Genomic DNA, 24055 nt, shown 5'->3' with positions numbered 1-24055 from the left:
ATCAATTGAAGCGCCGCTTCACGCTGAAACGGAATTCGCGCGGACGCCCCACCGTGCCGTAGACATTGCCGCTTTGCGTGTAGCGATCGAACTTGTTCGCATAATAGAACTTGTCGGTCACATTGGTGGCTGCCAGCGCCAGCTCCCAGTTCTCATCGGGTGACAGATAGGTCAGCCGGGCATTGAGAACGCCGTAGGAATCGACCGTTCCGAATGTGAAGCCCTCAATCCCGTTGGGGATCGTGCTTTCCATGTCGTCCTGCCAGGCATAATCGACCCGCGGCCGCAATGTACCGCGATCGCCAAGGCCGATTTCATATTGCGCGCCAAGCGCATATTTCCATGCGGGAACGAAAATCGGCCGGGTTTCACCTGCGATGATTCCGCTTCCCGCCCGCGCATCGGCAAACTGAAAATCGGTATAGCTGACCGAGCCATCGAAACTTAAACCTTCGACCGGGCGGAAGTCGAATTCCACTTCAAAACCGTCAATATCGGCATCCGCGACGTTGAGCGTGGCGGAACAGAAGGGAAAACCCGGCGGGCTGATTTCGGGGCATGAGCTGACCTGTCCCTGATAGTCCTGATAATCGGTGTGATAGGCGGCCAGATTGAGCCGCAAATGGCGATCGAACAGGAAGCTTTTCAGCCCCGCTTCATAGCTGGTCGAGGTTTCCTGATCGTAAGGGACGAGCTGCGATGCCGTGAAAGGCCGCGGATTGACCCCTCCACCTTTGAAACCCGTGGCCACCTGCGCATAGACATGGATATCGGGATAGAATTCATAATCCGCCGCCACCCGGTAATCCCACCGGTCGCCGTGAAATTCTCCCACCAGACCATCGAGCGGTGCAACCAGCGGATTGACGGGTTCGCCCGGTATGCCGCTTGCCCGGTTGAACGTATAGGTCTTGTCTTCCTTGGTGTAGCGCAGCCCGCCGGTGAAATGGAGCGTGTCGGTGGGCGAGAGCACCAGATGAATGAAACCGGATTTCGATTCCTGATCGAAAGGATCGTTGGGTACGAAATCGAGCGCGGCAGCCCCATTGCTCACTCTGCCGGTCAGCCGGCTGTCGGCATTGTAATAATACCCTCCAATCGTCGCTTCGATCATCTCGCCAATATCGGCCGAAAGACGCAGTTCCTGGGTGAATTGTTCGTGCTTGAAAACGTTGAAATCATTGACCTGATGTTCGGGCGAATTATCGCCGTCCCAGGCATTGCGGCCCCTGGTCTTGCGGAAAGCCGTGATCGATTTCAGACTGACATTGCTGCCGATCTGCCAGTCGAACGTATTGGCAATGCCCCATTGGGTGACATAGCTGATCGCCGGATTGGTGAACTGCTGATCGGTGCCGGGATAGCCGGTATAATTGGCGTAACTGGTATAGTCTTCCGGCCCGGTAATATATTCCGGGGAGACATAAATGATGGATTTGCTGGGGGACGCTTCCGAGTGATCTTTGGTAAAATCGACCGTTAGCGTGTTCTCGATATCGGCGCTGGCAATGAAGCGCAACGCGCCGCGCAACGCATAAAGGTCCTGCCCGCCTTCCGTGCCTATCACGCAATCGTCGCTGGCCAGCGCAAAAGTGCCGCCCGGCGCTGTATCGGTGTCATTGGCGCAATTGTAATCGAGCCGTTTCAGGAAACCGTCGACCGACCGGGCAAGGCCGGTAACACGCGCATAGAGTCTGTCCTGCGCCAGCGTGATATTGGTTCCGCCGGAAATCTGCATGCGATCGTAAGACCCGTATTCCGCCTGAATATAAGCGTCGGGCGTTTCATCGGGCTTGCGGGTAAACATCTTGATCGAACCGCCGATCGAATTCTTCCCGGAAAGCGTGCCCTGCGGCCCGCGCAGCACCTCCACCCGGTCGAGATCGAGCAGATCGAAAGCCGAACCCAGGCTGATGCCATAATAAACATCATCGATATAAATGCCGACACCCGGTTCGTTGGGGAACAGGAAGTCACTGGCGCCAATGCCGCGAATATTGACCGCAGCGGTCTGCGCACCGCCGCCCTGACCGCCCGAAGTGAATTGCACGCTGGGCGCAGTTTTGGCGACGTCTTCGATATTGTTCTGGCTGCGTGCCTCGATCAGCGCGCTGTCTATCGCAGTGATGGCAAGCGGCGTATCCTGTAGATTTTGCGAACGAAACTGAGCCGTTACCACGATTTCAGAGATCTGGCCGTTAGAAGTCTCTGCCTGTGTGTCCTCTTCGGCCACCTGCTGCGCAAAGGCCGGTGCAGCAGCCATTCCTCCGCAGATCAGGCCCGAGACCGCTGCACCCCTCAATAATGCGAACGTGTTCATTTTATTTTTTGACATGTCCTTCTCCCACATATGGTTCTGTTATTCAGACATTTTCACTCCGTTGATTTCTTCCGGGATCGGCTTGCCGGTAACCGGATGCCGATAATGGAAGGGCGGGAAAGTGGCCTGCGGCCATTGCGGCGGCATAGGCCTTAATTCGTCCGGGCCGCCCGGCACTTCGGGAAAGGTTCCGGCAAAGGGGCGAACCATCAGCGGATGGTCAGGCGCTGCAGCCCATCCGGTGGCGTAATCGGCCTGATAGGCAATCCGGTAATCGAAGCGCGAAACCTTCCAGATCCCGTCCACTTTGCGATATTCATTCTCGTGAATGCCGCCTTCCCAGAATTGCGAAGGCCAGTCGGGATAGCGGTGCTTCACACTGTCATGCACGGAAACGAACAGGAGAGCGTGGAAACGGCCGCGCGCTGTTTTTCCATCAGCAGCGACATGGATGACGTCCTGCATGAGCAGATGTTCGAAGAGCAGCCCGTCGCGCGGGCCGCGAACACCTTCACCGGCATAGCCATACATACGCGATGCGCCTGCACGCCCCCGGAAAATGCCATTGAGGAAGTAAAGCGTCGCGTCTTCGGTGAAGAGATCGACAATTTCGGGAAACAGCCATTTATCCATGAAATAGCCGTAATTGTGATGAAGCTGGCGGATCGCCCGTTCATCCTGAAGCGCTGTCAGATCATGCCGCAAGGCACGGTTCTCGGCCTCCAGACGGTCGAGCCTGTCTTCGAGGCTCATGATACGTTCTCCGCCGCATCGGCAGCCTGCGTTTCGCCCCGTTCACGGGCCTGCGCCAGCCAGTCATCGATCGGATCGTCAAGCTCCATATAACGCCCGGACAGCAAGTCGTAGCGCCCGCTGAACAGATCGACGCATCTTTGCGCACAGCGATAGAGGTCGGCATCGGCATTGTCGCGCGCCTGCCCTTCCTCCAGATATTTCATCATATGCGGCATATATTTGCGCGCATCGGGGGAATTATATGTGTCGAGTCCCAACTGGGTGACGACAAAGCCGGGATCGATCGCGAAGATTTTAAGCGAGGTTTCCTTTATTTCCTCCGCGACCATCTCGACCAGCTTGTTCTGCGCCGCCTTCCCGACACTGTAAGCCGAAAGACCCGGCAGGGTGAGCCGACTGGCAATGGCAGAGACAAGAATGATCCGTCCGCGATCATTGGCCACCATATCGGGCATCACATGACGCAGCAGCAGATAGGGCGCCCGCAAATGGACCTGCTCGGCCTCCCACCATTTATCGGGATCGGTCACCCAAAGGGGGCCGAAAGGGCCGGGCACACCGGCATTGCTGACCAGACGTGTGATTGTGCCGAACGCCGCTGTCACCCGACCGACAGCGCGGGCAACATCGTCTGCGCTGGTGACATCACCGGTAACGGCCATGGCCCTGCCGCCTTCGGCTTCGATCGCAGAGACCACCTCATCGAGCTGATTGCCGCTGCGGGACATGACTGCCACCGCGGCCCCCTCTGCAGCGAAGCGCTCCGCTATCGCGCGGCCGAAACCCCGTCCGCCGCCTGTCACGAGCGCAACCTCCTGCGTCATGGCGCCGCTCATATCCGCACCCCCGAAGGCAGTTGGGAAACAAGGCAGGCAAGGCCGGACAGGCCGGCAAAGCGCGGCTTTCGCATAGATAATTCTCCTCTCCCGATGGCTTTGCGCCACCTGTTTGAAGCGAAACTTATCACTGCTAAGTTTACTGTCAAGAACCGGCTTTAAGAAGAGGTTTTGTCTACGCCAGGCTTGACCTCTTTCATCGCGGCACGCTTTAGAAAGGGAGGTTCAGGGAGTTACAGAATGCGTCCGTCCAAAGATGATCCTTTGCTCGACCATGAGCGTATCGTCAGTGCGGCATGGGAACTGGTGGAACAGGACGGGCTGGCCGGCCTTTCAAGCCGCAAACTGGCTACCAAGCTCGGCGTCAAAGGCCCGGCGATTTATTATCACATTTCCAGCATGCAGGATCTCTACGGCATGATGATCGAGCGGCTTCTGGAAATGGCTCTGGAGCGCACGCCCCCTGCATCGGACTGGCGCGAATGGATTCGCAGACTTGCCAATAATCACTGCAAGATCCTGCTGGAATTTCCCGATAGCGGCCGTATCGCATCGCTTTCCCGGCCGACCGACAAGATGCGCAATGAAATCGTGCCTCAGTTCAGCGAAGCGCTGATGAAGGCCGGCCTCCCGCGCAACAAGGCGCTTGCCGCCACCGGCGCTTTGGGCAGCTTCATCCTCGGCTATGTGATCAACCTCCAGCACGAAGGCCATCTCGAATTCGCCAGCTCGATCCACCCGGTGAGCGAAACCTTCGATTTTGCACTGGATGCTTTCATCGCAGCACTGGGGCAGAACACGGCAAATACTTCCGGGTGATGCTTTACATTGAAACGGGCAAGCAGATCTCCCACCCGCTCGCCCAACGAAAAAAGGCGGCAACCGAAGCTGCCGCCTTTTCCGGGAGAGACCGGTGGGACTCAGAAGTTATAGGATGCTTTCACCCCGACATAGCGGGACGCATCGCGGACCACCTGCTGGTAGACACGGCCGCCATTCCAGCCTGACGAGAAAATGTAACCGACATAATTCTTGTCGAAGAGATTCCGGACGAAGAAGGTCACCGAATAACGATCATCCTTGGAATCGATACCCAGTCCGGCATTCACCACGGCATAGCCGCCCTGCCGCGTCGTCGGGTCCTGATCCATCCCGAACTGCACCTTGCTCTGATAGGTGAAGTTCGACTGGACGAAGCCGTCGAAAGGCAGCGAATCGCCGAGAGGAACGGTTTGCTTGATAAAGCCGGTCAGACGCAGATCGGGCGCATTGGGCAGATCGCCGCCGGCCAGATCCTGTGCACCGTCGACGCAGCCTTCGGCTGCGGTCTGGCGGTAATAGCACGGCCCGAGAGGATATTCATCGATCCGCGCATCGAGGAAGGTCGCACCGAGCGAGATCGTCGTCAGATCTGTCGGCGTATAGGTTGCCTCTGCTTCGATACCCTTGGTCGAGACCTGCCCGGCATTGAGCAGCACGAAAGAGACATCGCCGGGCAGCTGTGCCTGACCCTGGAAGTTTTTATACTTGGTATAGAACGCCGCCAGATTGAGCGACAGGCTGCGATCCAGCGTGGTCAGCTTGGCACCGATTTCATAGGCATCGGACTTTTCCGCATCCACCGGTTCGTAATCGGGGGTGGTGCCGAAGACCAGATTGAAGCCCTTGCCCTTATAGCCGCGTGCATAGCTGGCATAGACATTGCCATAATCGGAAACCTGCTGACGCAGGCCGATCTTGCCAACGAAAGCCGTATCTTTGGTTGAACCGCCGAAATCGGCATAGGTGCCGGTCGAGCCGCCCAGCGCCAGATCGCCATCGACCAGCACATTGGCCGGATCCCGGAACACGTCATAATCCAGCTTTTCATGGATCAGGCGCAGGCCACCGAACATTTCAGTCGTGTCGGACAGATAGATATTGGTGCTGACGAAAGCCGCCAGATTGGTGGTTTCGGTCGAACCGCTGAACTGGCCCGAACGATTGACGTCGTTGAGGAAACGCATCCGGCGCATGAAGCCACGATCAGCCTTGAGGTTGAAAGCGAAAGCGCCGAACAGAATGTCGAAACCGCCCAGATCGCCCGATGCGACACGCACTTCCTGCGACATCTGCTTGAGATCGGTCAGGCCGCGATTGATGTCCCACAGATTGACGCCCGGTGCCGGCTCGCTCAGCGGTGTGCCGTCGACATCGCTGTTCCCTTCGAAATCCCATTCGCGATAGGAACTGATCGAAGTGAGCTGGAAGTTATCGGCAAAATCATAGTCGATCTTGGCCGACAGCCCCCACTGTTCGGATGTGTTGTCGGTCGGCGCGTTGATATTGACGTCGCGATTGGCCGCACCCGGCTCAACCGGGCTCATCGCATTGGCGTAAGGTTCGGCATAAACGTGGCGGAAAGTGAAGGTCGAATTATCCTTACCATGGCGATAATCGCCGATCAGCGTGATATCCAGATCGCTGCTCGGTTCGAATTTCAGCTTGCCGCGGAAACCGTAATTTTCATAGCCGGCGCGGTGATGATCGCCAATGCCGGACACATTATCGAGAAAGCCGTCATACTGTTTGTAGAAACCGCTGAGGCTGGCGCCGGCCGTATCGCTCAGCGGGCCGGAGACCGATCCGCGCACCGAATATTCACCGCCCGAAGCCAGGCTGGCATCGACCTTGCCGGTCAGATAATCGGAAGGATCTTCAGTAGTCACTGAAATCAGACCGGCGGACGCATTCTTGCCGAAAAGAGTGGATTGCGGACCGCGCAGAACTTCCACGCGCTGCACATCGATAAGGTCCTGAAAGCCCTGACCCGAACGCGCCATCACCACACCGTCAACCACCACAGACACGGCCGGTTCGACCGCGATAGAAAATGAGCTGGTGCCGATGCCGCGAATAGAAAGCGAGGAGTTGCCCGGATTGTCACCCTTGGTGAAAGTCAGCGAGGGAGCCGTGTCGGTGATCGCTTCGATCCCGCCCACGCCAACATCGTCAAGCCGGTCACCCGATACGACGGAAACGGCCAGCGGCACTTCTTCCAGCGTCTGTTCGCGCAGATTGGCGGTCACGACGATAGCATTAGCATCGAAATTGTCTTCTGCCGCGGCAGCGCTGTCCTGCGCATAAGCCTGTCCGGAAAAAGCACTCATTGCGATCACGCTGGCACCTGCCAGAACGATACGCGAAGACATACGGAAACGGGTTGTCATCAATATCCTCCCCTGTGTGAACCTGCTGCATCACGCATCAACTGAACTGCGGTGATGGGAAACCTGCTCTCGACGACAGATTTATAGCGCTACATATTTTTGCCGTCCTGCGTTGTCAACGCTTATTCAGAACGGTTATTTTGTAGCAATTCAAAGGATTTACCGCAGTGTCGGCGCCCGGCAGAGCCTCAATGAGTTCCTTGCTAAGAATCTGAATTTATTGCTATAAATTGTCCGTAGCTGAACGAAACTGCCACACGGAACAACGATGGCACACAACAACACAGCCACGCTTCCGAACCGATCTGTGGCAAGATAGCCACTACACAAAAGCCCGATCCGTTGGCGGACCGGTCTTTCGGTTTCATCAGGCAATAGCGGGTGAACCCTTCGCGCGGGGGTGAGACGCGCTGGTTCGCAACCGCGCTTTTACCTTACCCGATACCCTCGCCGGACACGCTCTTCGAGAGGCAGCGCAAGGACCTTGTTCGGTTTGAGCTGCAGGGTAATTTTGGCGCAATGCTCCTTGAATTTTTGGTGTTGTTTCGGCCCACTTCGGAGGCAAGTTCCTCGGCGGGTATAAGGAGCGCGCCGCGCTCATGACGTTCGGTCAGAATGTCTCGCCCGCGGCGGGTCGAAAAATTGAAAAACCAGAGCGTAAAATGAGTGCAAATGGCACAGGCAGTGACGATTGAAGCGATGAGGGTATTCTTCGCTTTCATCCATGCCATTTGCACAGCCGGATGATGAGCGACCCAGCTTATTTCACTCCGGACTTCACTTCCGTTCGGTATCGTTAAATTGACGACCTTGGGCGGGTCCAGATCCATGGAGGCCCAAAGCTCGGAATAGAGCTTCATAATGATGAGCTGTGTCTCGTGATTGGCGAGATAGAAATAGGTGAGGCCAGAGAGCGAAATAATGAAAGTGGCACACCATATGTAAACGAGTACTCGAAGGCCGCCCAGGTCATGCGCATCTCGTGACTGAAGAGCTGTGATCCACGCGTAAAGTTATTCGCGTTTCGCTTCACCTTTCCGCGTGCGGAACGATGCTGCAACGTGACGGCTTTGTTGCTGAACCGGATGTCCTTACGCATGGTGTTCAGCGACCTGCTCTTTACCGAGTTGGACAATCCTTTCGAGTAGCTCAGGATTTTCCTCAGCCAGATGAGCGGTGAGGGTAATGTACATGCACTCCATCATCAGGAGGCATCGTTCGAGATCTATGCTAACACCGCGCTTGGTTTGCCCGATAGCAATTTTCAATAAGGAATTAATGAGATCTGTGCGCCATTGTTTTGTACTCTCTACGAGAGATTCAATATCAGGTGCAATCTCAGGCTCCAGCCTGATTGAGATCAATACTCGACTTTTATTATTCATACCAAACTCCGAAAAAGAGTCTGGTCCGGATATCGCAAAAACTTTTTTACAATCACATTCAGCGCAGTCTATATAAAAATGCGGTAATATGGATGTAATCGCCGTAAGCTATTGCTATAAAGCGTGTTTTATCAAACGTAATACACGCGTGTCGCAGTGATACGGGTGTATTTTACCATTTATTTCTGTCACTTAGCCCACGGGGCAGCCGTATAGGGTGTGCTTGTCAAGCAGGGACTTTTGCAAGGTTGATTGCCCAAAATCGGAAATCCGGTTTTCTATAATATTTCAGTGGTTTCCGGTAAGGCATCGTGGCCTGTCGGCCATGAGACGCATCGCGCCAAAGCTCGCGATTTTCATTATATGTTCCGAATTGGGGACCAAATAGCCATCATCTTGTCCTGATCTCGATTGGCCCATGCAGGGAGACTTTTCCAATTTGAATGTTTTCCAAGACTGGATCATTTCTAGTTGGGAACATCCAACGAGGCGCGAAGCTTCGTTGCCTGAGCCCAGCCTCTGTGCTGAACCATGTCCCAAATGACGAACACTTTGGACATTGAAAAATTCATTTCAGACGGGCAGCTCTGGACTAGCCAATACACAAAGCTTCATCAACGGACTCTGTCATCTTCTTGGGCTTTGGGCCCCCGCCGGTAGCCACGCCGATGATACGCATAACGATTATGTTTTGAGCGCCGAGTATTCCAGGACAATGGTGACGGTACGAAGAGCTTCGGCCGCATCGATTGCTACAAGCGCAACGCCTTCATCCTTGAGGCGAAACAAGGTAGTGAAACCGATAGAACTTCCGCCGAGAAAGGCGAAGATGATCTTGATCTCTTCGGTCAAACCGCAACCGTGCGCATAAAGCGCAGCACGGCCTGACCCGGCACCCCCGGGATGGGCAAAAGCGATGGTGCAGGCCAAGGGCCAAGCCGAACGCTATGCCATCCTCGCCCGCATTGTCGCGCTCAACAAGGAACGCGCTGCCGAGGAGGCCAAGGGACTGGTCCGCCGGCTGCGCCCGGAATACCAAGCGCTTGATTATCAGGCCCCGGTCTTGCAGACGCTCGACCTGGGCGAAGCGGCGGCTCCCGCGCCCGACAACCTCATCGTGTGGCCCGGCTCGCTGCCTGAACAAGTCAACGCAGTGCAATCGATCCTTTCGTCTGCTGTAAGTCCGCTTGCCGCAAAGTATGTTGCGCGGACCTTCAAGGGCAAGCGTGCTACATCTGTTCGCCCTGTACTCGAACCCCTCGCTAGTATCGGGATGGCCCGACAATTGAAGGATGGGAGATACGCCGCGTAGTGGCGAATTCCGCCTTGCGGTCATACACTTGCTCAGATGAACCGTCGGAAGCTGCCCTTCATTCATGCCCAAAGGTGATAATTGGGCCGGATGGAGACCGTCTGGTTGGGGTCGCGCTAGCACGGAAAGCTGACGCCCCTACCTTGCGAGGACAGCCCATTCCAATTCATATTTGGCGAGGTATTTCCGGAGCCGATCAGAATCATTAGTTGATTTGCGTTGTTCGCGGGAGGCGGCAAAGAGGGTGCGTCCTGCGTCAGAAAGGCTGGTTGAGTGTCGACACACCTGAACCACATATTCCAGCTGCACCCGGTCAAAAGGGGTCGATCGCCGCCACGCGATCGTATCCGAGCAGGTCGCTCAGGCCCCCGCGCTCTGCTTTGTCGCCTGACCAGAGCCGTGCAAGTCGGCCCGTTTCGAAGTCCACTGCATCGCGGTCGATCCGACCGGTAGGGCAAAGTGTTGCCATGCGGGTGACGCTGGCAGCGAGGTCGCGGAAATTGCCCTGCCATCGTGCAGACGGGCTCTCGGCAAAAGCGAAATACCCGTCCCGCGCTTCCTTGTTGATTGTAACGCGCGTGCCTTCACGTTCGGCGAAACGCTCAAGTTCGTAGTCGAGGTTGGATTCGATATCTTCGCGCCGCTCGGCAAGGCCTGGCAATGCGAAAGTCCAGAAATTTAGGCGTGCAAACAGGTCTTCCCTGAAATTCCCGGCGGCGACTTCGTCCATCAGGTTGCGGTTAGTACCTGCGATCAGTTGGAACTCGCTCTTTGCTTCACTGTCAGCGCCAACCGGAAGGAAGCGCCCCTCCTCGATCGCGCGCAGGATCATGGCCTGTTCGTCCAACCCCAGTTCACCGATTTCGTCGAGGAACAACAGGCCATTGTCAGCACTCTTGAGCAGGCCGGGCCGGTCCTGCACCGCGCCGGTGAAGGCACCTTTCTTGTGGCCGAAGAGGGCAGACATGGCGCTGTCGTCCTTCAGGGTTGCGCAGTTGACCTCCTCGAAGTCGCATGCGTCCTCGAAGTCCATGACGTGGGGGACGACCTCGGTCTCGGACGAAACATCCCGAATATCCTGCATAACGAATTCGGCGAGGCGTCGGTGATAGCTGCCGTGGATCAGCACAAAGCGATCCACCCGCAGGTCTTCCTGCATGCAGATGCTGACCGTGGGCCGCTACTTGAGCGCGCGGCTCCGAGTTCGAGCTTCGTCCCGAACTCTCCGCCATCTTGGAACATAAATGCGAACGCGGTTTGCCGCCGTTCCTACGCCATTTGGGGGCGCCAGCACCCTCAAAAGTTCGTTGCGCGATCCCATGATGCGGACCTCGCGTTCGGCAACCTCGACTCGCTGCGCCAGCGCCCGCAAATGGTCGCGCCGCAATCCGCCGTCCTTTCCACGCATATGGCGGCGCGCGACGGCAGCGAACGGACCGAGCTGGTCAGGCATAATCGTCTGCCTCGCATTCTCGCTTGCGGCTCGTGCCCGTTCCGCGTCGATGCGCGCCTGGTCACGCGCAGACTTCAGCGCGACGAGCGAGGCGATCACATCGGGGCCGAAGGACTATGGCGGCGTGCTGAAGCTCGGCGAACCGCTTCCCGACGATCTCGACGGCTCTAATCGCCCATTGCATCGAAAGGATGGACATCGGCAGTCTGATCGTATGCAGTCCGATCCGTCCCTTTCATCGGATGTCTCCCGGAATCGGACGGCGCATGATCCACACCATCCAGAAGAGCATGAAGGCAGCGACACCGAACGATACGATCCAGCCCGGGCGCACATGCCACCAAAACAAGCCGTAGCCGATGCTCATACCGATACAGGCCATGATCTTAGCATTGCGCGGCACGGCGCGCTCCTCCTGCCAGGCGCGAAGGCCAGGACCGAAGCGCGGATGATTGAGCAGCCATGCCTCGAGACGCGGTGAGGACCGCGCGAAACAGGGCAGTGCCAGCAGCAGAAAATCAGTTGTGGGCAAGAGCGGCACGAAGGCGCCGACGAAGCCCAGCCCCACCAAAGCGAGGCCGAGCGTGAGCCAGAAGATGCGCGCCGCCCGGCCGCGCCTGACAAGCTCGCCCTGTACCGATTCAGCCAAGACGGGCATCGACCAGCGCCTGCACACGTGCGAAGGCGGCATTGGCGCCGTCAACCACCCGCGTGTCTTCTTCGGCCGTCAGTTCCGCGCTGTCGAGCGCGACGGTGAAGGTGCGCCAATGCGCTGCCGGGCCTTCGGGCGCGGGGGCGAGATGGCGGCCGCCATGCTCGTCCGACAGGCCGAGCTTAGCCACCTCCTTACGTAGAAGGGCAGCTCCGATATTGGAGCCTTCGGCGACATATAACCAGCCCAGTGCCGTGGGCACATCCACCGCACCGCCAACGAAGGCGGGCGTCTCTGCGGTTTCGGGTACGGGAAGACCGAGATCGCCAAGGTCCGCCGCGATCGAGTCGAGCCGCCGCCGTTCGGCAAGGGCGGGTAGCAACGCCTGAAGCCCTGCATCGCCATAGAGTGCGTCAATGTCCCGATAAAACAGCGCCTGCACGCCCAGGAACTGGCCATAGCCTTCGACGCTGGCGAATGAGGCTACCGACATGATCGACTTGTCGAGCCGGTCATGCGTCTCATGTGTCAGCGCCTTGAGGCGTTTCGAAAGAGGTTCCGATACTGTATTCGTAATTGTCGTCATTGTATTTCCTCAACTCTAGTAGTTTGAAAATTGGGCCCATTCGAGCAGTCGTTGCTCATTCGCCATGCCGTTTGCGCCCGAATATCCACGCCGCCCATAACCAGCCCAGGATCAGCAATGTGCCGCCGATGGGTGTCACTGCCCCCAGCCATCGCGGCCCACCGAGGGACATGAGATAAAGCGTCACAGCAAAGATCGCGGCGCCGACCAGCAATGTCACCGCCGCGCCGCTGGCGCGTGACATGATCGCCAGGGCGGCGACTGCGTGGATCAACTGGTAGAGGCCGCCGGTTCGCAACCACTCGGCTTCCTGCGGACCAGCTGCGCCATGCGCGCCGAACGCGCCCGCCGCCACGGCAAGGGCGGCCGATAGCGCGGCGAACATGCCGATCATCGTTTGCTTACTTTCATTGCTGGCCATGTCGATACTCCGGTCGTTAGGGAAAAGTCGAAGGTCGGGGCGACGCGCCGAAGCAGCCGCCGACGCGTTTTATAGCGTCGTCATCGAGCGTGCCCGCCTGCCAACGCAGCGAAAGCCAGGCGAGCAGATAGTCGTAACGCGCACGGGCTAGGTCGCGCAGTGCCTCAAGGCGCTGGCGTTCGGCGTCCAGCGCATCGAGATTGGTGCGTTCGCCGCCAACGATACTGCGCCTCGTAGCACGGAGACGTTCTTTCGCTGCCGCCGCGGCTTGCGAATAGGCCTCGATCCGGCGGGGGCTCATATCGACAAGATTGAACTGTGCTTCGAGATCGTCGACCAGCTGGAAGCGTGCGGCAGCGAGTTCATATTGCGCTTCTTCCAGCGCACTGCGCGCTTGTCTCGTCGATGCCGTCACACCGCCGCCGGAATAGAGCGGCACACGCACCTGAATGCCCACCGTCGTCGTCTTGAAATGCTGGCCGATGACATTTTCGCCATCGGAATCCGAGTTTCGATGACGGGCAAAGGCCGCCACTGTCGGCAGGCCGCGCGCCCGTTGCTGATCCACCTGCGCTTCAGCCGCCTCCACCAGACTGCGTTGCGCCGCCAGTTCGGGATTATGGGCGAGCAGCCTTTCGCGCCACAGATCCAGCGGTTCCGATGGTCCCGCGAGATGCAGGCAACTGTCGGCAAGCGGCGCCGGGTCGCGGAGAGAAACTGGACCTGTCAGAATACGCACAGCATTTCGAGCCGAGCGCAATCGGTCGCGCGCTTCCAGCACTTGTGCGGTGGCGATATGCTGCCGCGCCTCGACTTCCGCCCGGTCGGTGCGCGTGCCTTCGCCCAACAGGACGAAACGATCAACGCGGCGCAGATCCTCATCGAGTGCCGCCGCATGCGCTTCGGCAAGCTTCAGGTCGTCGATCGCATAGAGCAGGTCCGTATAGGCCTGGAGGACGCGCACAGCCAGCGCCTGGCGCACGCGTTCCTGCGTGAACTCCGCCGCGTCCGCACGGGCAGCGCCGGCCCTGTATCCGGCGCCGGCGGCCGCATTGAACAGCGACTGCGACAAGGTGAAGCTCGACGAATAGCTGTCATAGGTCATGTCGCGCGAGATATCGCCGGTAGGCTGCGCCTGGGTGATGTCCGACCAGTTACGCGCCCGGTCATAGCTGTAGGACAGGTTGGGTCGCAAGCTTGCGCGCGCAATCGCCCGTTCCTGCGCATCGGCGCGCTGGCGGGCCTGGGCGGCAAGCCAGGTCGGATCGGCTTCCAAGGCCAGTTCATAGGCGCGCAAAAAATCGATTGAACTTTCCGCGGCGCTGGCCACATCGCTCGAGCGGCTCGCTTCCTGCGTCCAAGCAGGCGGCGACCAGAGGGCCAGGACAGTGACGGCAACAGACAAGCCGGTATTCGACAGACGGATACGCTTCACCTGTCCCCCCATGCCGTCCGCAAGCGGTCGATGAGCGGCTTGAACAGATAGTTGAGGAGCGTGCGCTCGCCGGTGCGTGCGAAGGCTTGGACGGGCATACCGGCGCGCAGCGGCTGATCGCCCAGCTTGAGCCGGGCCAATTCATCAGCAGCGACCCGGATACGAACGCGATAAAAAGGCTGCCCGTTCTGCTCGTCCTCCAGCCGGTCGGCCGACACCTGTTCCACCTCGCCCAGCAGACGCGGCGTGGTGCTGGTATCGAAGGCGGTGAACAGCAGTTCGACCGGCAAACCCGCATGCACCTTGTCGACACTCGCGACTGGCAGGCGGCCCTCGACGATCAGCGGCGCGCTGTCGGGCACGATCTCCATAAGGCGTCCGCCAGGCTGGACCACGCCGCCGACGGTATGGACGGATAGTCCGACCACCCGGCCGGCGGCGGGCGCACGGATGTCCGTATGTTGAAGGTCGAAACGGGCCGCTTCCTGCCTTGCGGTCAGCGATTGGGCTTCGAGCCGGACATCGGCCAGTTCGCCGCGCACGTCCTGCTGCCAGGCCTGACGGCGCTGATAGAGGCGCGACTGCAGTTCGGCTGCCTGGCCGCGCGCCTGACCGATACTGCCGAGGTCGCGCGATATGTCCGACTGGATCGATGCCCGCAACCGCTCGGTCTCCAGCAGGCGATTGCGCGGTATATAGCCCTCGGCGGCAAGCTGGCGCAGATTGCCCAGCTGCTCATTCATCGCCTGCAACTGCCGGCGCTTGTCGCCAACCGAGGCCTCGAGACCGGAAATCAGCGCCTGCTGCCCGGCTATGGACTGGCTGATTCCGGTCAGTTCGCCCTGCAATGCGGCGCGGCGGCTGGCGAAGAGCTGGCGCTGCAATGCGACGGTGCCGATTATGTTGGGATCGCTTTCCCGTTCGAGATTGGCGGGAAATCGCGGCGATGCGAGACCGTCGCGCTCGGCCAGAAGCCGTGCTTCCTTCGCGCGAGCGGTGGCAAGCTCGATGGCGATGCTCTCGGCTTCGGCATCCGCGCGGGTCGGGTCGAGCTTGACGAGAATCTGGCCGGCACGCACCCGGTCGCCTTCACGGACATGCAGCGCCGATACGATGCCCCCCATTTGGTGCTCCACGGCCTGGCGATTGCCGGTGACGACGACCACGCCGGGCATCGGCACGCCATTGTCGAGCGGGGCAAAGGCCGCCCAAATGAGGAACCCGCCGAATCCCAGCAGCAACAGCCACCAGCCAAAGCGGGCGGGCCGCGGGGACATCTGGCCTTCCGCTTCTTCCTCATGCTGGAGATCGTCGGGGCCGGGATCAGGTTTTTCCGGCCGGTCCTTGCCGATATTGCGCAGCAACTGTCGCCATTGTGTCCAGGCGCGACCCTTGGGCTCGATCTGATCGGTGTCCAGCATCGTCATGCGCCCGCCTTGCCGCCAAAACTGAAGCCCGAAACGACCGTGCCACCCGACTGCGCAATGCCAGTGCCGATCGTTCCCGATGCGGGCCGCGTCTGGCCGTTGGCCTGATTGTCCGGTTTGGACGAGGCCGCGCCACGCATCCGCGCGATCACCTTGGCAGTCGGGCCGAAGGCTTGCGCGCGCCCCTCCTTCAGCACGAGCAGTTTGGTCGTGACTTCCAGAATCTTGGGACGGTGCGTGATGAGGATCGTTGTGACTTTCCGCTCGCGCAGGCGGCCCAGCGCTTCAACCAGTGCCTTTTCTCCGGCCTCGTCCAGGCTGGCATTGGGTTCGTCGAGGACGATAAGACATGGTTCTCCGTAAAGCGCCCGCGCCAGGGCGATCCGCTGCCGCTGTCCGCCCGACAGGCCCTGGCCACCGGGGCCGAGCCGCGTGTCATAACCTTGTGGCAGCGTGAGGATCATCTCATGCGCGCCGGCCATCACGGCGGCATCGGTCACTTGCGCGGGATCGACGTCGGCATCGGCGAAACGCGAGATATTCTCCGCGACCGTGCCCGCGAACAGTTCGACTTCCTGCGGGAGATAGCCGATATGGGGACCGAGCTGCTCCTTGTCCCATTGCGTGATGTCAGCGCCGTCGAGCCGGACCTTGCCTGCGCGCGCTGACCATATCCCGCCGATCAGGCGTCCCAGCGTGGACTTGCCGGAACCCGATGGCCCGATCACGCCGAGCATATCGCCTGCCTCCAGCGCAAAGGTTACGCCAACCAGCGTAGGTGTCGTCCCCTGTGTGCTACCGGGCGGAAGCGCGGATGCTCCCTCGACCCGCAATGCGCCCCTGGGTTCGGGCAGCGGCAGGCGTTCGGGACGTTCGGGATGCGCCGAGAGCAAGGCGCCCAATCGGTCCCAAGAGAGTCGAGTATTGGCCCATTGCCGCCATGCGGCGATCACCTGATCGACGGGCGCCAGCGTCCGCCCCATCAGGATCGAACCGGCGATCATCATGCCGCCACTCATCCGTCCGTCGATCACCAGCCAGGCGCCCAGCCCGAGCACCAGCGACTGAAGCGCAAGGCGCAAGGTGCGTGAAATCGCGCTGATCAGCGCGTTGCGCTCGCTCGCCTGGGCCTGACGTCGGACGTAGCCGCGATGGGGCGAGCGCCAGACGCGATAGAGTCGGCCGAGCATGCCCATCGCCTCGATCGAATCCGAATTGCGAAGCTGCATCTCGACGCTTTGCGTCGCCTGCACCGAAAGCGTTCCAGCCTGCCTGAGCAGGTCGTGCGACATGCGTTCGTTGAGCCATGCCAGGGACGCGAGCAGGATCACTCCCACCAATGCCAACAGGCCGATCCACGGATGGAACAGAAACATCACGAGCAGGAAAAGCGGCGTCCAGGGCGCATCGAAAAAGGCGAAAACGGCATTGCCGGTCAGAAACTGACGGATCGCGTCGAGGTCGCGCGCCGCCTGCGCGGCATTGGTCTGCCCTCCCGCCAGCCCGCGCTCGAACGCGGCCTGATGCACGCGGCGGGCCAGAAGATCATCGATCCGCGACCCGGCATGGATCACCACCCGGTTGCGGACATATTCGAGCGCGCCCATCAGTGCGAGCAGCCCTGCGAGAATGACCGTGAGCATGCCGAGCGTGAAGAGATTGCCCGACGCCACTGCGCGATCGTAGACCTGCAGCATGTAGATCGATGGCGCCAGCATCAGCAGATTGGCCGCCGCGCTGAACGCCGCGACGGAACGGATGCTGTCGCGCAGACTTAGGACGGCCGCGCGGATTTCGTCGGTAGGGGTTTCGGTCGGCTGCATCGGTTTTTCCGCGGAAAGGCACAGTTGAGGTGGCGACCGAAGCCGCCACCCCTCTCGTCACGCCTGTGAGGGTTCAGGCGGCGAGCAGCAGTTCTTCGCTGAGCGGTGAAGCGGCCACGAGGTCGGCTACCGAATCCGCCAGATTCACACCATAGTCGGTCGAAAGGACGGTCTGGAGGGTGTCGGTCGAACCGTTCATCAGGTCATCGATGATCTCGAAGATGTCACCATTCTGGCCTTCGGACAGGGCGCTGGTGATTTCGTCGCCGGTGAAATCGAAGGTGAACAGTGCCGATCCGTCGATATCCGCCATGCTGGTCGAGATGGTAATCGTCTCGATTTCGCCGAACACGACATGTGTGTCTGTGGTCTGGCCGGCACCGCCCGGTGTGATGATATCATTGAAGAAATAGTAGAGATCACCGGTCACTTCGAATGCATAGCCGAGCGTATCGTTGCCATAGGTGTAGGCGTCACCGCTGAGGTCAGGAATCAGCGACGACCAGCTATTGTCGGCCGTTCCGGAAAACTCACCCGTGGTATCGGGATGCGATCCGGCCATCGCGGGGTTTTCCCAGGCATTCAGAACGTCCTCAAGGGAGTCGGCGACGCTGAGTGGATTGGTGAAGTTGTCGTCATCTCCGAGGATAAGCGAAACAGACATTTTATTTCTCCTGCATTTTTACTTCGGGATGCGCCACAGGCTAATCCTGCGGCACGGCTGTTGGAGATGATCGATCGCTCATCTCCCCATGCGGGTGTTGTCCGCATGTCTGGTGAGAGACGCCGCCTCGGCGTCTTTAGAATTGCATCTGAATGCCTCCCGTGATCGTGCGTCCGGGAGCCGCAACCATCGCCAGGAAGTCGCTCTTGCCATCGATGTAGCGCTGGTCTGTCACGTTCTCGACCGAAGCGAAGAACTGGAACCGGTCGTTGAGCGTGAAGCTGCCATACCAGTCGAGCCGGTCATAGCTGGGCCACAGAACGCCGTCATAATCCTCGTCCCAGGGAATCAGCCTGCCGCTGCCGCTGTGGGTGAAGCGCACGCCTGTATCGAGCTTGCGATCGAACAGGCGGATGCCGGCGTTCACGATCACCTTATCGATGAGCGCCCCGGCGATGCTGTTGAATACTGAACCGGTGACAACCTGTGCTTCGGCCCACGCCTGCCAGGAAGGGTACCCTGCATCCTGCGCCATCTGCGCCTGCTCGGTCAGCGAACCGTCCTCGTTGAGTCGGTCCCATTTGCTGGTGCCGACCCCGACCGGATAGAGGTCCTGGGTAAAGCTGTTGTCCTTGCCCGTATAGAGCGTCGCAGCGGTGCCCGCATAGAAGAAGCCCGCGTCATAGCGCGCCTCGATCTCGAAGCCCTGGAAGCGCATCGGCGTTCGATTGTTGACGAACATCGTCCGCCCCAACCCGACCGGCGTGTCGGCATTGTCCCCCGGCAGATTGTTGTTCACCGAGGTGAAGAGATAGTCCTTAGCCCGTGTATTGAAGTATCCGACCTTGGCGAAGAAGATATCATCGTTCTTGAAGATACCGTCGAAGGTCAGATTGGCGCCCAGTTCCCAGGTGGTCGTCTTTTCCGGATCGGCACTCGGGTTGGGGAACATATTGGCGATCGGATCGCCCGGGTGTCCACCCACCATCAGACTTTCGTTGATCGCGGGCGGGCGCCAGGATTTTCCCCAGCGGCCATAGAGCTCCAGCCATGTGGTCGGACGGATGGCTGCGAATATGGACGGAAGGAAGCGGCCTTTTGAACGATCCACGCGATATTCATAGAAGTCGCGCAGATCGAGCCAGCGCGGTCGAGCGTTGTTGTTGGTCGTGGTATACCAGTCCGGCATGTTGGCTCGTATCCACGCTTCCGTCTCCGCATCGGATGAGGAAGCGATTGCGTTGCACGCCTCCGGCCAACGTGGCACCGTATTAGGGTAGAGCTCGGGATAGCCGCAGTAGTGGCGCCGGAAGCGCTCCGTCTTATCTTCATAGATGCTGGTTACGCCAAGCACTTGCGTTGAGCCTTTCAACCAATATCGATCGTAGCGCAGCCCGGCGCCAAGCGTGAAAAGCTCGTTTTCAACCTCGAAATTGGCGAACAGCCCTCCCATGGAGCGCCGCCCACGCGGATTGAGCGTATCGCCCCGACCATATTGGTTATAGGTGTCGATGATGCGACCTTCGCGATCGATCGTCACATCCGAATGCGCGCGATCCTGATAGAATTCGGCGCCGTAATTGGCGGTCAGGATGAGATCATGCCCAAGGTCGAACCGCGATGTATTGTCGAGCTGAACGCCGTAGGTGCGCGTCCTGAGACGCTGATCGGTGCCATAGCCATAGCCGCAGGCGGTGACCCAGGAGGAAGGAATTTCTTCCCGCTCGCAATATCCCCCATTCCAGGCGATATCCACGAGGGCCTCCAGGCCGGCGGGCGTGTTCGCATCTGCATAGTTGCCGTTGCGGGTATTGACGTAATAAAGCTTGAGGTTGAGGTCGATCCAGTCGCTGTCGGGTGTCCAGCTATAATCGAAGGCGATGTTTTCGGAAGCGATGTCGCTCGATCCTAAATGCGCCCAGGGTTCGTCCGCCGAGCTGGAGCGCATGTCGCTGGTGTTCTCATAGTCGATCCAGGTGCCGACATAGCTGAACTGGAATTGATGATCGTCCAGAGTCAGCCGCGCCTTGGCAAGCGCTGATTCCTGCAACTGGCTTGCATATTTGATCCGGCTGATCGTCTCCGTGCCGTTGACCCCCACCAGCGAAAAGGCGAGCAACCCGTCATCGCCATGTTTGCCGATGTCATAATCGCCGATGTCGCGGCGCGAATAGGCCGCGATCACTTCCAGATTGTCGGTCAACCGGCCCGCAAGAGCCGCGCTGCCGAGAAAATTGACGCCGTTGCCATCGGCGCCAAGGCCCGTCGTGGCACGCAGGCGGGTCCCGATGCGGTCGTCATCGCCATCGAGGATGTGTTCCGGGCCGATCGTCCTGAAATCGACGCTGCCCGCGATCGCTCCCATACCATGCACGCCGGCACGCGGTCCACGTTCGATCGTCACACTGGTCACGAGTTCGGGGTCGACATACATCTGCCCGTTGCGACCCTGATGCCCATTCTGCACGAAATTCTGGCGCATGCCGTCGATCATCATGTTGACGCGGCCGAAATCCTGCATGCCGCGAATATTAACCGAGAGACCCGGGTTGAGGCGGTTCACCGCGCTGGTGACGCCGGGAACCTCGGCGATGAGATCGGCGGCGTGGCGTGCGGGGGTGCGCTCCATTCCCTCGCGCGTGACGATGCTGACCGCGCGGGGTGCGACGAATATCTCATCCGCGCCGCCCGCCGCGCCGCCGGAGCTGCTGCCTCCGCGCCCGCCACTTCCGTTCTGCCCCTCGACGCGCAGCGTGCCAAGTTGGATTGCACCGTCTCCGCTGCTCGCCGCCTGCGGCACGGGTTCGAGCGTGACGAAGCCGTCGCGCATGCGCCAGGTCAGTCCGGTGCCCGCAAGCAGCCGGCCCAGCGCCTCGGCATTGGTCATCCGCCCCGATACACCCGGCGAGGATTGATTGCGGATGTCATCCGCATCCACATTGACCTGCATCCCCGACTGTCGTCCGAAATCGGCAAGAGCCTCACTCAGCGCACGCGGGGGAATATCGAAATCGGTCGCTTCGGCCTCGACGCCGGATTGGGCAAGTGCCGAGGTCGGCGCAATCAGGCCCGCCGACGCAACCGATGCCAGCAGGGAAACCGCCAGAATCCGCCCGTTTTTTCTACTTCTTAAATTTCGAACCCCAAAATGCACTATTGTCACCCTTCCGTTTCAAAATTCGAGGGTGAGTGCATTGTTGCAAATGAGAACGAGTTGCAAACACCCCTATTACATAAAACAATCGGGGGCTGCAGTTTTTCGGAAAAAACTGAGAGCAGTAAAAATTGTCTCGCCAAATGGCTCAATCGGCGCGGATCACCGTCACCCAAGGCGTCACGTTGCGCACACGCATTCCATGCGATCTCGCAAGCGCTTGCAACACATGTTCCGGTTGCCGCGTGTCGTAAACGCCCGTCACTCTGCGCTCGTCTAATCCGTCGCCGAAAGTCATGATGACGCCGCCATACCATGGCCGCAATGCGTCGATGACCTCGCGCACCGTACGGTCGCTCGCGATGATCCGGTTGTCCGTCCAGGCTGCTATTCGCGAAGGCGCAATGGTCCTTCTGTCCGCCTGCCCATCATCGCAACCGAGATCAAGCACGTCGCCTGCACCCAGTTGTTCATTTCTATCAACCTGGCCATCGCAGGAGACGCGCACGCGCCCATGTTTTACTTCGACCGCGACATTCTGGCGGCCTTCCGCTCGCACCTCGAATGCCGTCCCGAGAACTGTCGTGGTGGTTTCGCCCGCCGCGACCGTAAAAGGATGAGCGATATCGGGAGCGACCTCGAAATAGGCCCGACCTCGCAGGAGATCGATCTCGCGCTCACCACCCTTGCTCACATTGACGGCTACCGCGCTTTGCGGGGCAAGCATAACCGTGCTGCCGTCTGCCAGTTGCAGACTGCGCGTCTCTCCTGTCCCGGCTAGAGCATCGGCGCGCAGATGCAGCAGGACTTCCGGCGCGGCGAACAACGCGAGGCAAGCGGCGGCGGTGATCGCCGAGAGGTTGCGAACAAGAGGCCAGCGAGGCCTTGCCGGCGGGCTTGCGGGACCTCTTGCGCTAACCAGTGAAACGACATTGCCTCGTTCGCTCTCTTGCCACTGCTCCCAATAGGCTGGCGGCTCGCTTTCAATCACATGCGCGATGCGACGGGTTTCGTCCCATGCTTCGATGTTGGCCGGGCTCGCTGTGAGCCAATCGGAGAATTCGCTTTGCAACTGCGCGTCGTCCGGTTCCTCCTGAAGCAGGATCAGCCAGTTCGACGCCTCGCGATTGGCGTCGGCGCGCGCAGTCCCTTCATCATCCATGTCGCGCCCAGCGTTCATAAGACTCCTTCTGCCAGGAATTTGATCCACCGGCTCTTATAATTAATAAACAATCGAGAGCCGCGAATTTTCGGGATTTTTTGAACCATTCATTCGGGAGAGCGATCCGTCTTTGCGCGGCAATGCTCTATCCCGTCGAGGACGAGTGTATGCGCGGTGGTGATCGAAATGCCCAAATGCGCCGCAATATCCTTCAGTTTCTTGGCGCCCAGCCGGTGCATTTCGACGGCAGTGCGCATCCGTTCGGGCATGTCCTCGAGTGCCGCTAGGATCCGTGCATATTCATCGCGCGAGATCGCTGTGCTTTCAGGGGTAGGGCTATCCGAAGGAACGTCTGTGGCATCCGTTTGTCCGTTCGGCGCGAATATCCGTGCTTCGATCCGTTTTCGCGTGCTGCCGTTCAAGGCGAGGTTGCGTACTGTCGTTCGCATATAAGACATCGGCTCGGCCATAGGGCGCTTGGCGGCCACGGAGCTGAACTTCAGCCACGCCTCCTGAACCACGTCTTCGGCGTCATCGACGTTACCGACGATGGACCTGGCATAGCGAATCAGTGAGGCACGATGCGCGAGGAAAAGCTTTAGTGCGTCCTTCCTATGTGGCACGCCCCTTTTTCCCTTCCGTTCGTCCGTAGCCGAGCCGGGATAGTCGGCAGCAATCGCTATTGCAAACTATTCTCATATAAAATGCTGTGCTGCATGCGTTGTCAGCATCTTGCCATGAGCCTCGTAAGGAAGAAAGAATTTGGCTTTTGGTTTGTAGAATACTCGGTGCTGGTCAACATGGTGGCGACCTAAATCCGCCACCAGTACATTCTTATCTGATTTTTAAGTTTCGTATAATGGCCCCCGGACATGGACGAGCCATGCTTCCGAGCCAACTCCAAGCGCCTATCATGGTGCTACAGCGAAGGAATAGTTCGCGTTTTCGTCGCGGGGGGGCCACCAGATGCGGACCCTTAGCTCAGCGGATAGAGCGGCGCCCCTCGGGGCAACGTCTTACCCAAACCTCGTCGCCGTGAACCTGAATACAAATTGGACTTGTAACGGTTTTGCGCCGGTCACCTGAGAGCATATTGCTCATTCAAGGAGACCGCAGAGATTATCAAACACGGAGAATAGTTTCAGCGTGAAGCGGTGCGGATTGCCCTGACCAGCGGGCTGCCGCGCAAGCGTGTTGCGGCCGATTTGGGCATTGGACTGTCGACGCTGACACGCTGGGTTGGCTTACATCGCAGGGAGGATTTGCCCACCAGTCCCGATACCGATCTGGCACGCGAGAACGAACAGCTTCGCCGGGAGAACCGTATCCTCAAGGAGGAGTATCCGTCTTGGGCAAGTGCCATATCACACCCATTCTCGGTTTTTTCGTAAGAGCGCGTTCGCCAATACAATGAGCTTGCGCATAATAGCTGTAAGGGCGACCTTTTTCTCCTTTCCGGC

At 59.2% G+C, this 24055-nt stretch carries 21 protein-coding genes and 1 pseudogene; 4 read left to right on the top strand and 18 right to left on the bottom strand.

What is annotated here, in order from left to right:
• Position 1 precedes the first annotated feature (1 nt).
• The 3 genes from D6851_RS16600 to D6851_RS16590 are packed head-to-tail and all read right to left on the bottom strand — an operon-like array spanning position 2 to position 3900.
• Positions 2-2335, bottom strand: coding sequence for a TonB-dependent receptor (locus D6851_RS16600; RefSeq protein WP_183030160.1), 2334 nt, complete (start codon positions 2333-2335; stop codon positions 2-4).
• A gap of 24 nt (positions 2336-2359) precedes the next feature.
• The gene (locus tag D6851_RS16595) at positions 2360-3073 is read right to left on the bottom strand and encodes a nuclear transport factor 2 family protein (protein ID WP_120326023.1); all 714 of its coding nucleotides are present in this window, start codon (positions 3071-3073) and stop codon (positions 2360-2362) included.
• Positions 3070-3900, bottom strand: a complete 831-nt coding sequence (locus tag D6851_RS16590) for an SDR family NAD(P)-dependent oxidoreductase (protein ID WP_183030159.1) — start codon at positions 3898-3900, stop codon at positions 3070-3072. Before D6851_RS16590 ends, D6851_RS16595 begins: the two co-directional genes overlap by 4 nt.
• Positions 3901-4152: 252 nt before the next feature.
• On the opposite strand from D6851_RS16590, the gene D6851_RS16585 reads away from it, so the two are divergent.
• The gene (locus tag D6851_RS16585) at positions 4153-4731 is read left to right on the top strand and encodes a TetR family transcriptional regulator (protein ID WP_120326021.1); all 579 of its coding nucleotides are present in this window, start codon (positions 4153-4155) and stop codon (positions 4729-4731) included.
• A gap of 101 nt (positions 4732-4832) precedes the next feature.
• Here D6851_RS16585 and D6851_RS16580 read toward each other — a convergent pair whose 3' ends face one another.
• From D6851_RS16580 to D6851_RS16565, 4 genes are all read right to left on the bottom strand, one after another.
• Positions 4833-7121 (bottom strand): TonB-dependent receptor, encoded by a 2289-nt coding sequence (locus D6851_RS16580; RefSeq protein ID WP_120326020.1) that lies wholly within the window; start codon positions 7119-7121, stop codon positions 4833-4835.
• A 434-nt stretch (positions 7122-7555) separates the two neighbouring features.
• The gene (locus D6851_RS16575) at positions 7556-7981 is read right to left on the bottom strand and encodes a hypothetical protein (RefSeq protein WP_120326019.1); all 426 of its coding nucleotides are present in this window, start codon (positions 7979-7981) and stop codon (positions 7556-7558) included.
• A gap of 231 nt (positions 7982-8212) precedes the next feature.
• Positions 8213-8506, bottom strand: coding sequence for a hypothetical protein (locus D6851_RS16570; protein WP_120326018.1), 294 nt, complete (start codon positions 8504-8506; stop codon positions 8213-8215).
• Positions 8507-9190: 684 nt separating this feature from the next.
• A complete protein-coding gene (locus D6851_RS16565; protein ID WP_120326017.1) occupies positions 9191-9436 on the bottom strand; it encodes a hypothetical protein in 246 nt (81 codons plus the stop codon).
• On the opposite strand from D6851_RS16565, the gene D6851_RS16560 reads away from it, so the two are divergent.
• Positions 9423-9818 (top strand): hypothetical protein, encoded by a 396-nt coding sequence (locus D6851_RS16560; protein WP_147395512.1) that lies wholly within the window; start codon positions 9423-9425, stop codon positions 9816-9818. The two genes, D6851_RS16565 and D6851_RS16560, sit on opposite strands and share 14 nt — an antisense overlap.
• Before the next feature lie 313 nt (positions 9819-10131).
• Here D6851_RS16560 and D6851_RS16555 read toward each other — a convergent pair whose 3' ends face one another.
• Positions 10132-10977, bottom strand: coding sequence for an RNA repair transcriptional activator RtcR family protein (locus D6851_RS16555; protein ID WP_238474174.1), 846 nt, complete (start codon positions 10975-10977; stop codon positions 10132-10134).
• Between the two features lie 213 nt (positions 10978-11190).
• Between D6851_RS16555 and D6851_RS17605 the strand changes: the two genes are divergently transcribed.
• A complete protein-coding gene (locus D6851_RS17605) occupies positions 11191-11442 on the top strand; it encodes a hypothetical protein (RefSeq protein WP_147395511.1) in 252 nt (83 codons plus the stop codon).
• Between the two features lie 64 nt (positions 11443-11506).
• On the opposite strand, the gene D6851_RS16545 is transcribed toward D6851_RS17605, so the two are convergent.
• From D6851_RS16545 to D6851_RS16500, 10 genes are all read right to left on the bottom strand, one after another.
• Positions 11507-11929: a YbaN family protein gene (locus tag D6851_RS16545; RefSeq protein ID WP_120326014.1), complete on the bottom strand. Its 423-nt coding sequence runs from the start codon at positions 11927-11929 to the stop codon at positions 11507-11509.
• On the bottom strand, positions 11913-12509 hold the full coding sequence (locus D6851_RS16540; protein ID WP_120326013.1) for a biliverdin-producing heme oxygenase: 597 nt from the start codon (positions 12507-12509) through the stop codon (positions 11913-11915). Before D6851_RS16540 ends, D6851_RS16545 begins: the two co-directional genes overlap by 17 nt.
• Positions 12510-12564: 55 nt before the next feature.
• Positions 12565-12903 carry a DUF423 domain-containing protein gene (locus tag D6851_RS16535; protein WP_120326034.1) on the bottom strand — a complete coding sequence of 113 codons (339 nt, stop codon included), beginning with the start codon at positions 12901-12903 and terminating at the stop codon, positions 12565-12567.
• 43 nt (positions 12904-12946) lie between these two features.
• Positions 12947-14365 (bottom strand): TolC family outer membrane protein, encoded by a 1419-nt coding sequence (locus tag D6851_RS16530; RefSeq protein ID WP_183030158.1) that lies wholly within the window; start codon positions 14363-14365, stop codon positions 12947-12949.
• Positions 14362-15792, bottom strand: a complete 1431-nt coding sequence (locus tag D6851_RS16525; protein ID WP_210210392.1) for an HlyD family type I secretion periplasmic adaptor subunit — start codon at positions 15790-15792, stop codon at positions 14362-14364. Before D6851_RS16525 ends, D6851_RS16530 begins: the two co-directional genes overlap by 4 nt.
• Positions 15789-17615, bottom strand: a complete 1827-nt coding sequence (locus D6851_RS16520; RefSeq protein WP_120326011.1) for a type I secretion system permease/ATPase — start codon at positions 17613-17615, stop codon at positions 15789-15791. Before D6851_RS16520 ends, D6851_RS16525 begins: the two co-directional genes overlap by 4 nt.
• Before the next feature lie 73 nt (positions 17616-17688).
• On the bottom strand, positions 17689-18279 hold the full coding sequence (locus tag D6851_RS16515; RefSeq protein ID WP_120326010.1) for a hypothetical protein: 591 nt from the start codon (positions 18277-18279) through the stop codon (positions 17689-17691).
• Between the two features lie 136 nt (positions 18280-18415).
• Positions 18416-21433 carry a TonB-dependent receptor gene (locus D6851_RS16510; protein ID WP_120326009.1) on the bottom strand — a complete coding sequence of 1006 codons (3018 nt, stop codon included), beginning with the start codon at positions 21431-21433 and terminating at the stop codon, positions 18416-18418.
• Positions 21434-21581: 148 nt separating this feature from the next.
• Positions 21582-22613, bottom strand: a complete 1032-nt coding sequence (locus D6851_RS16505) for a FecR family protein (protein WP_120326008.1) — start codon at positions 22611-22613, stop codon at positions 21582-21584.
• Positions 22614-22702: 89 nt separating this feature from the next.
• Entirely contained in the window at positions 22703-23218 is a 516-nt protein-coding gene (locus tag D6851_RS16500; RefSeq protein ID WP_183030157.1) for a sigma-70 family RNA polymerase sigma factor, read from the bottom strand.
• 531 nt (positions 23219-23749) lie between these two features.
• Here D6851_RS16500 and D6851_RS16495 point away from each other — a divergent pair.
• Positions 23750-23935 (top strand): annotated as a pseudogene (locus D6851_RS16495) (transposase); the annotation flags it as partial.
• Between the last annotated feature and the right edge of the window lie 120 nt (positions 23936-24055).

Source organism: Altericroceibacterium spongiae (assembly GCF_003610805.1).
GTDB lineage: Bacteria > Pseudomonadota > Alphaproteobacteria > Sphingomonadales > Sphingomonadaceae > Altericroceibacterium > Altericroceibacterium spongiae.
Note: the sequence above shows the minus strand (reverse complement) of the source record. Positions and strands in the feature narration are given on the sequence as shown.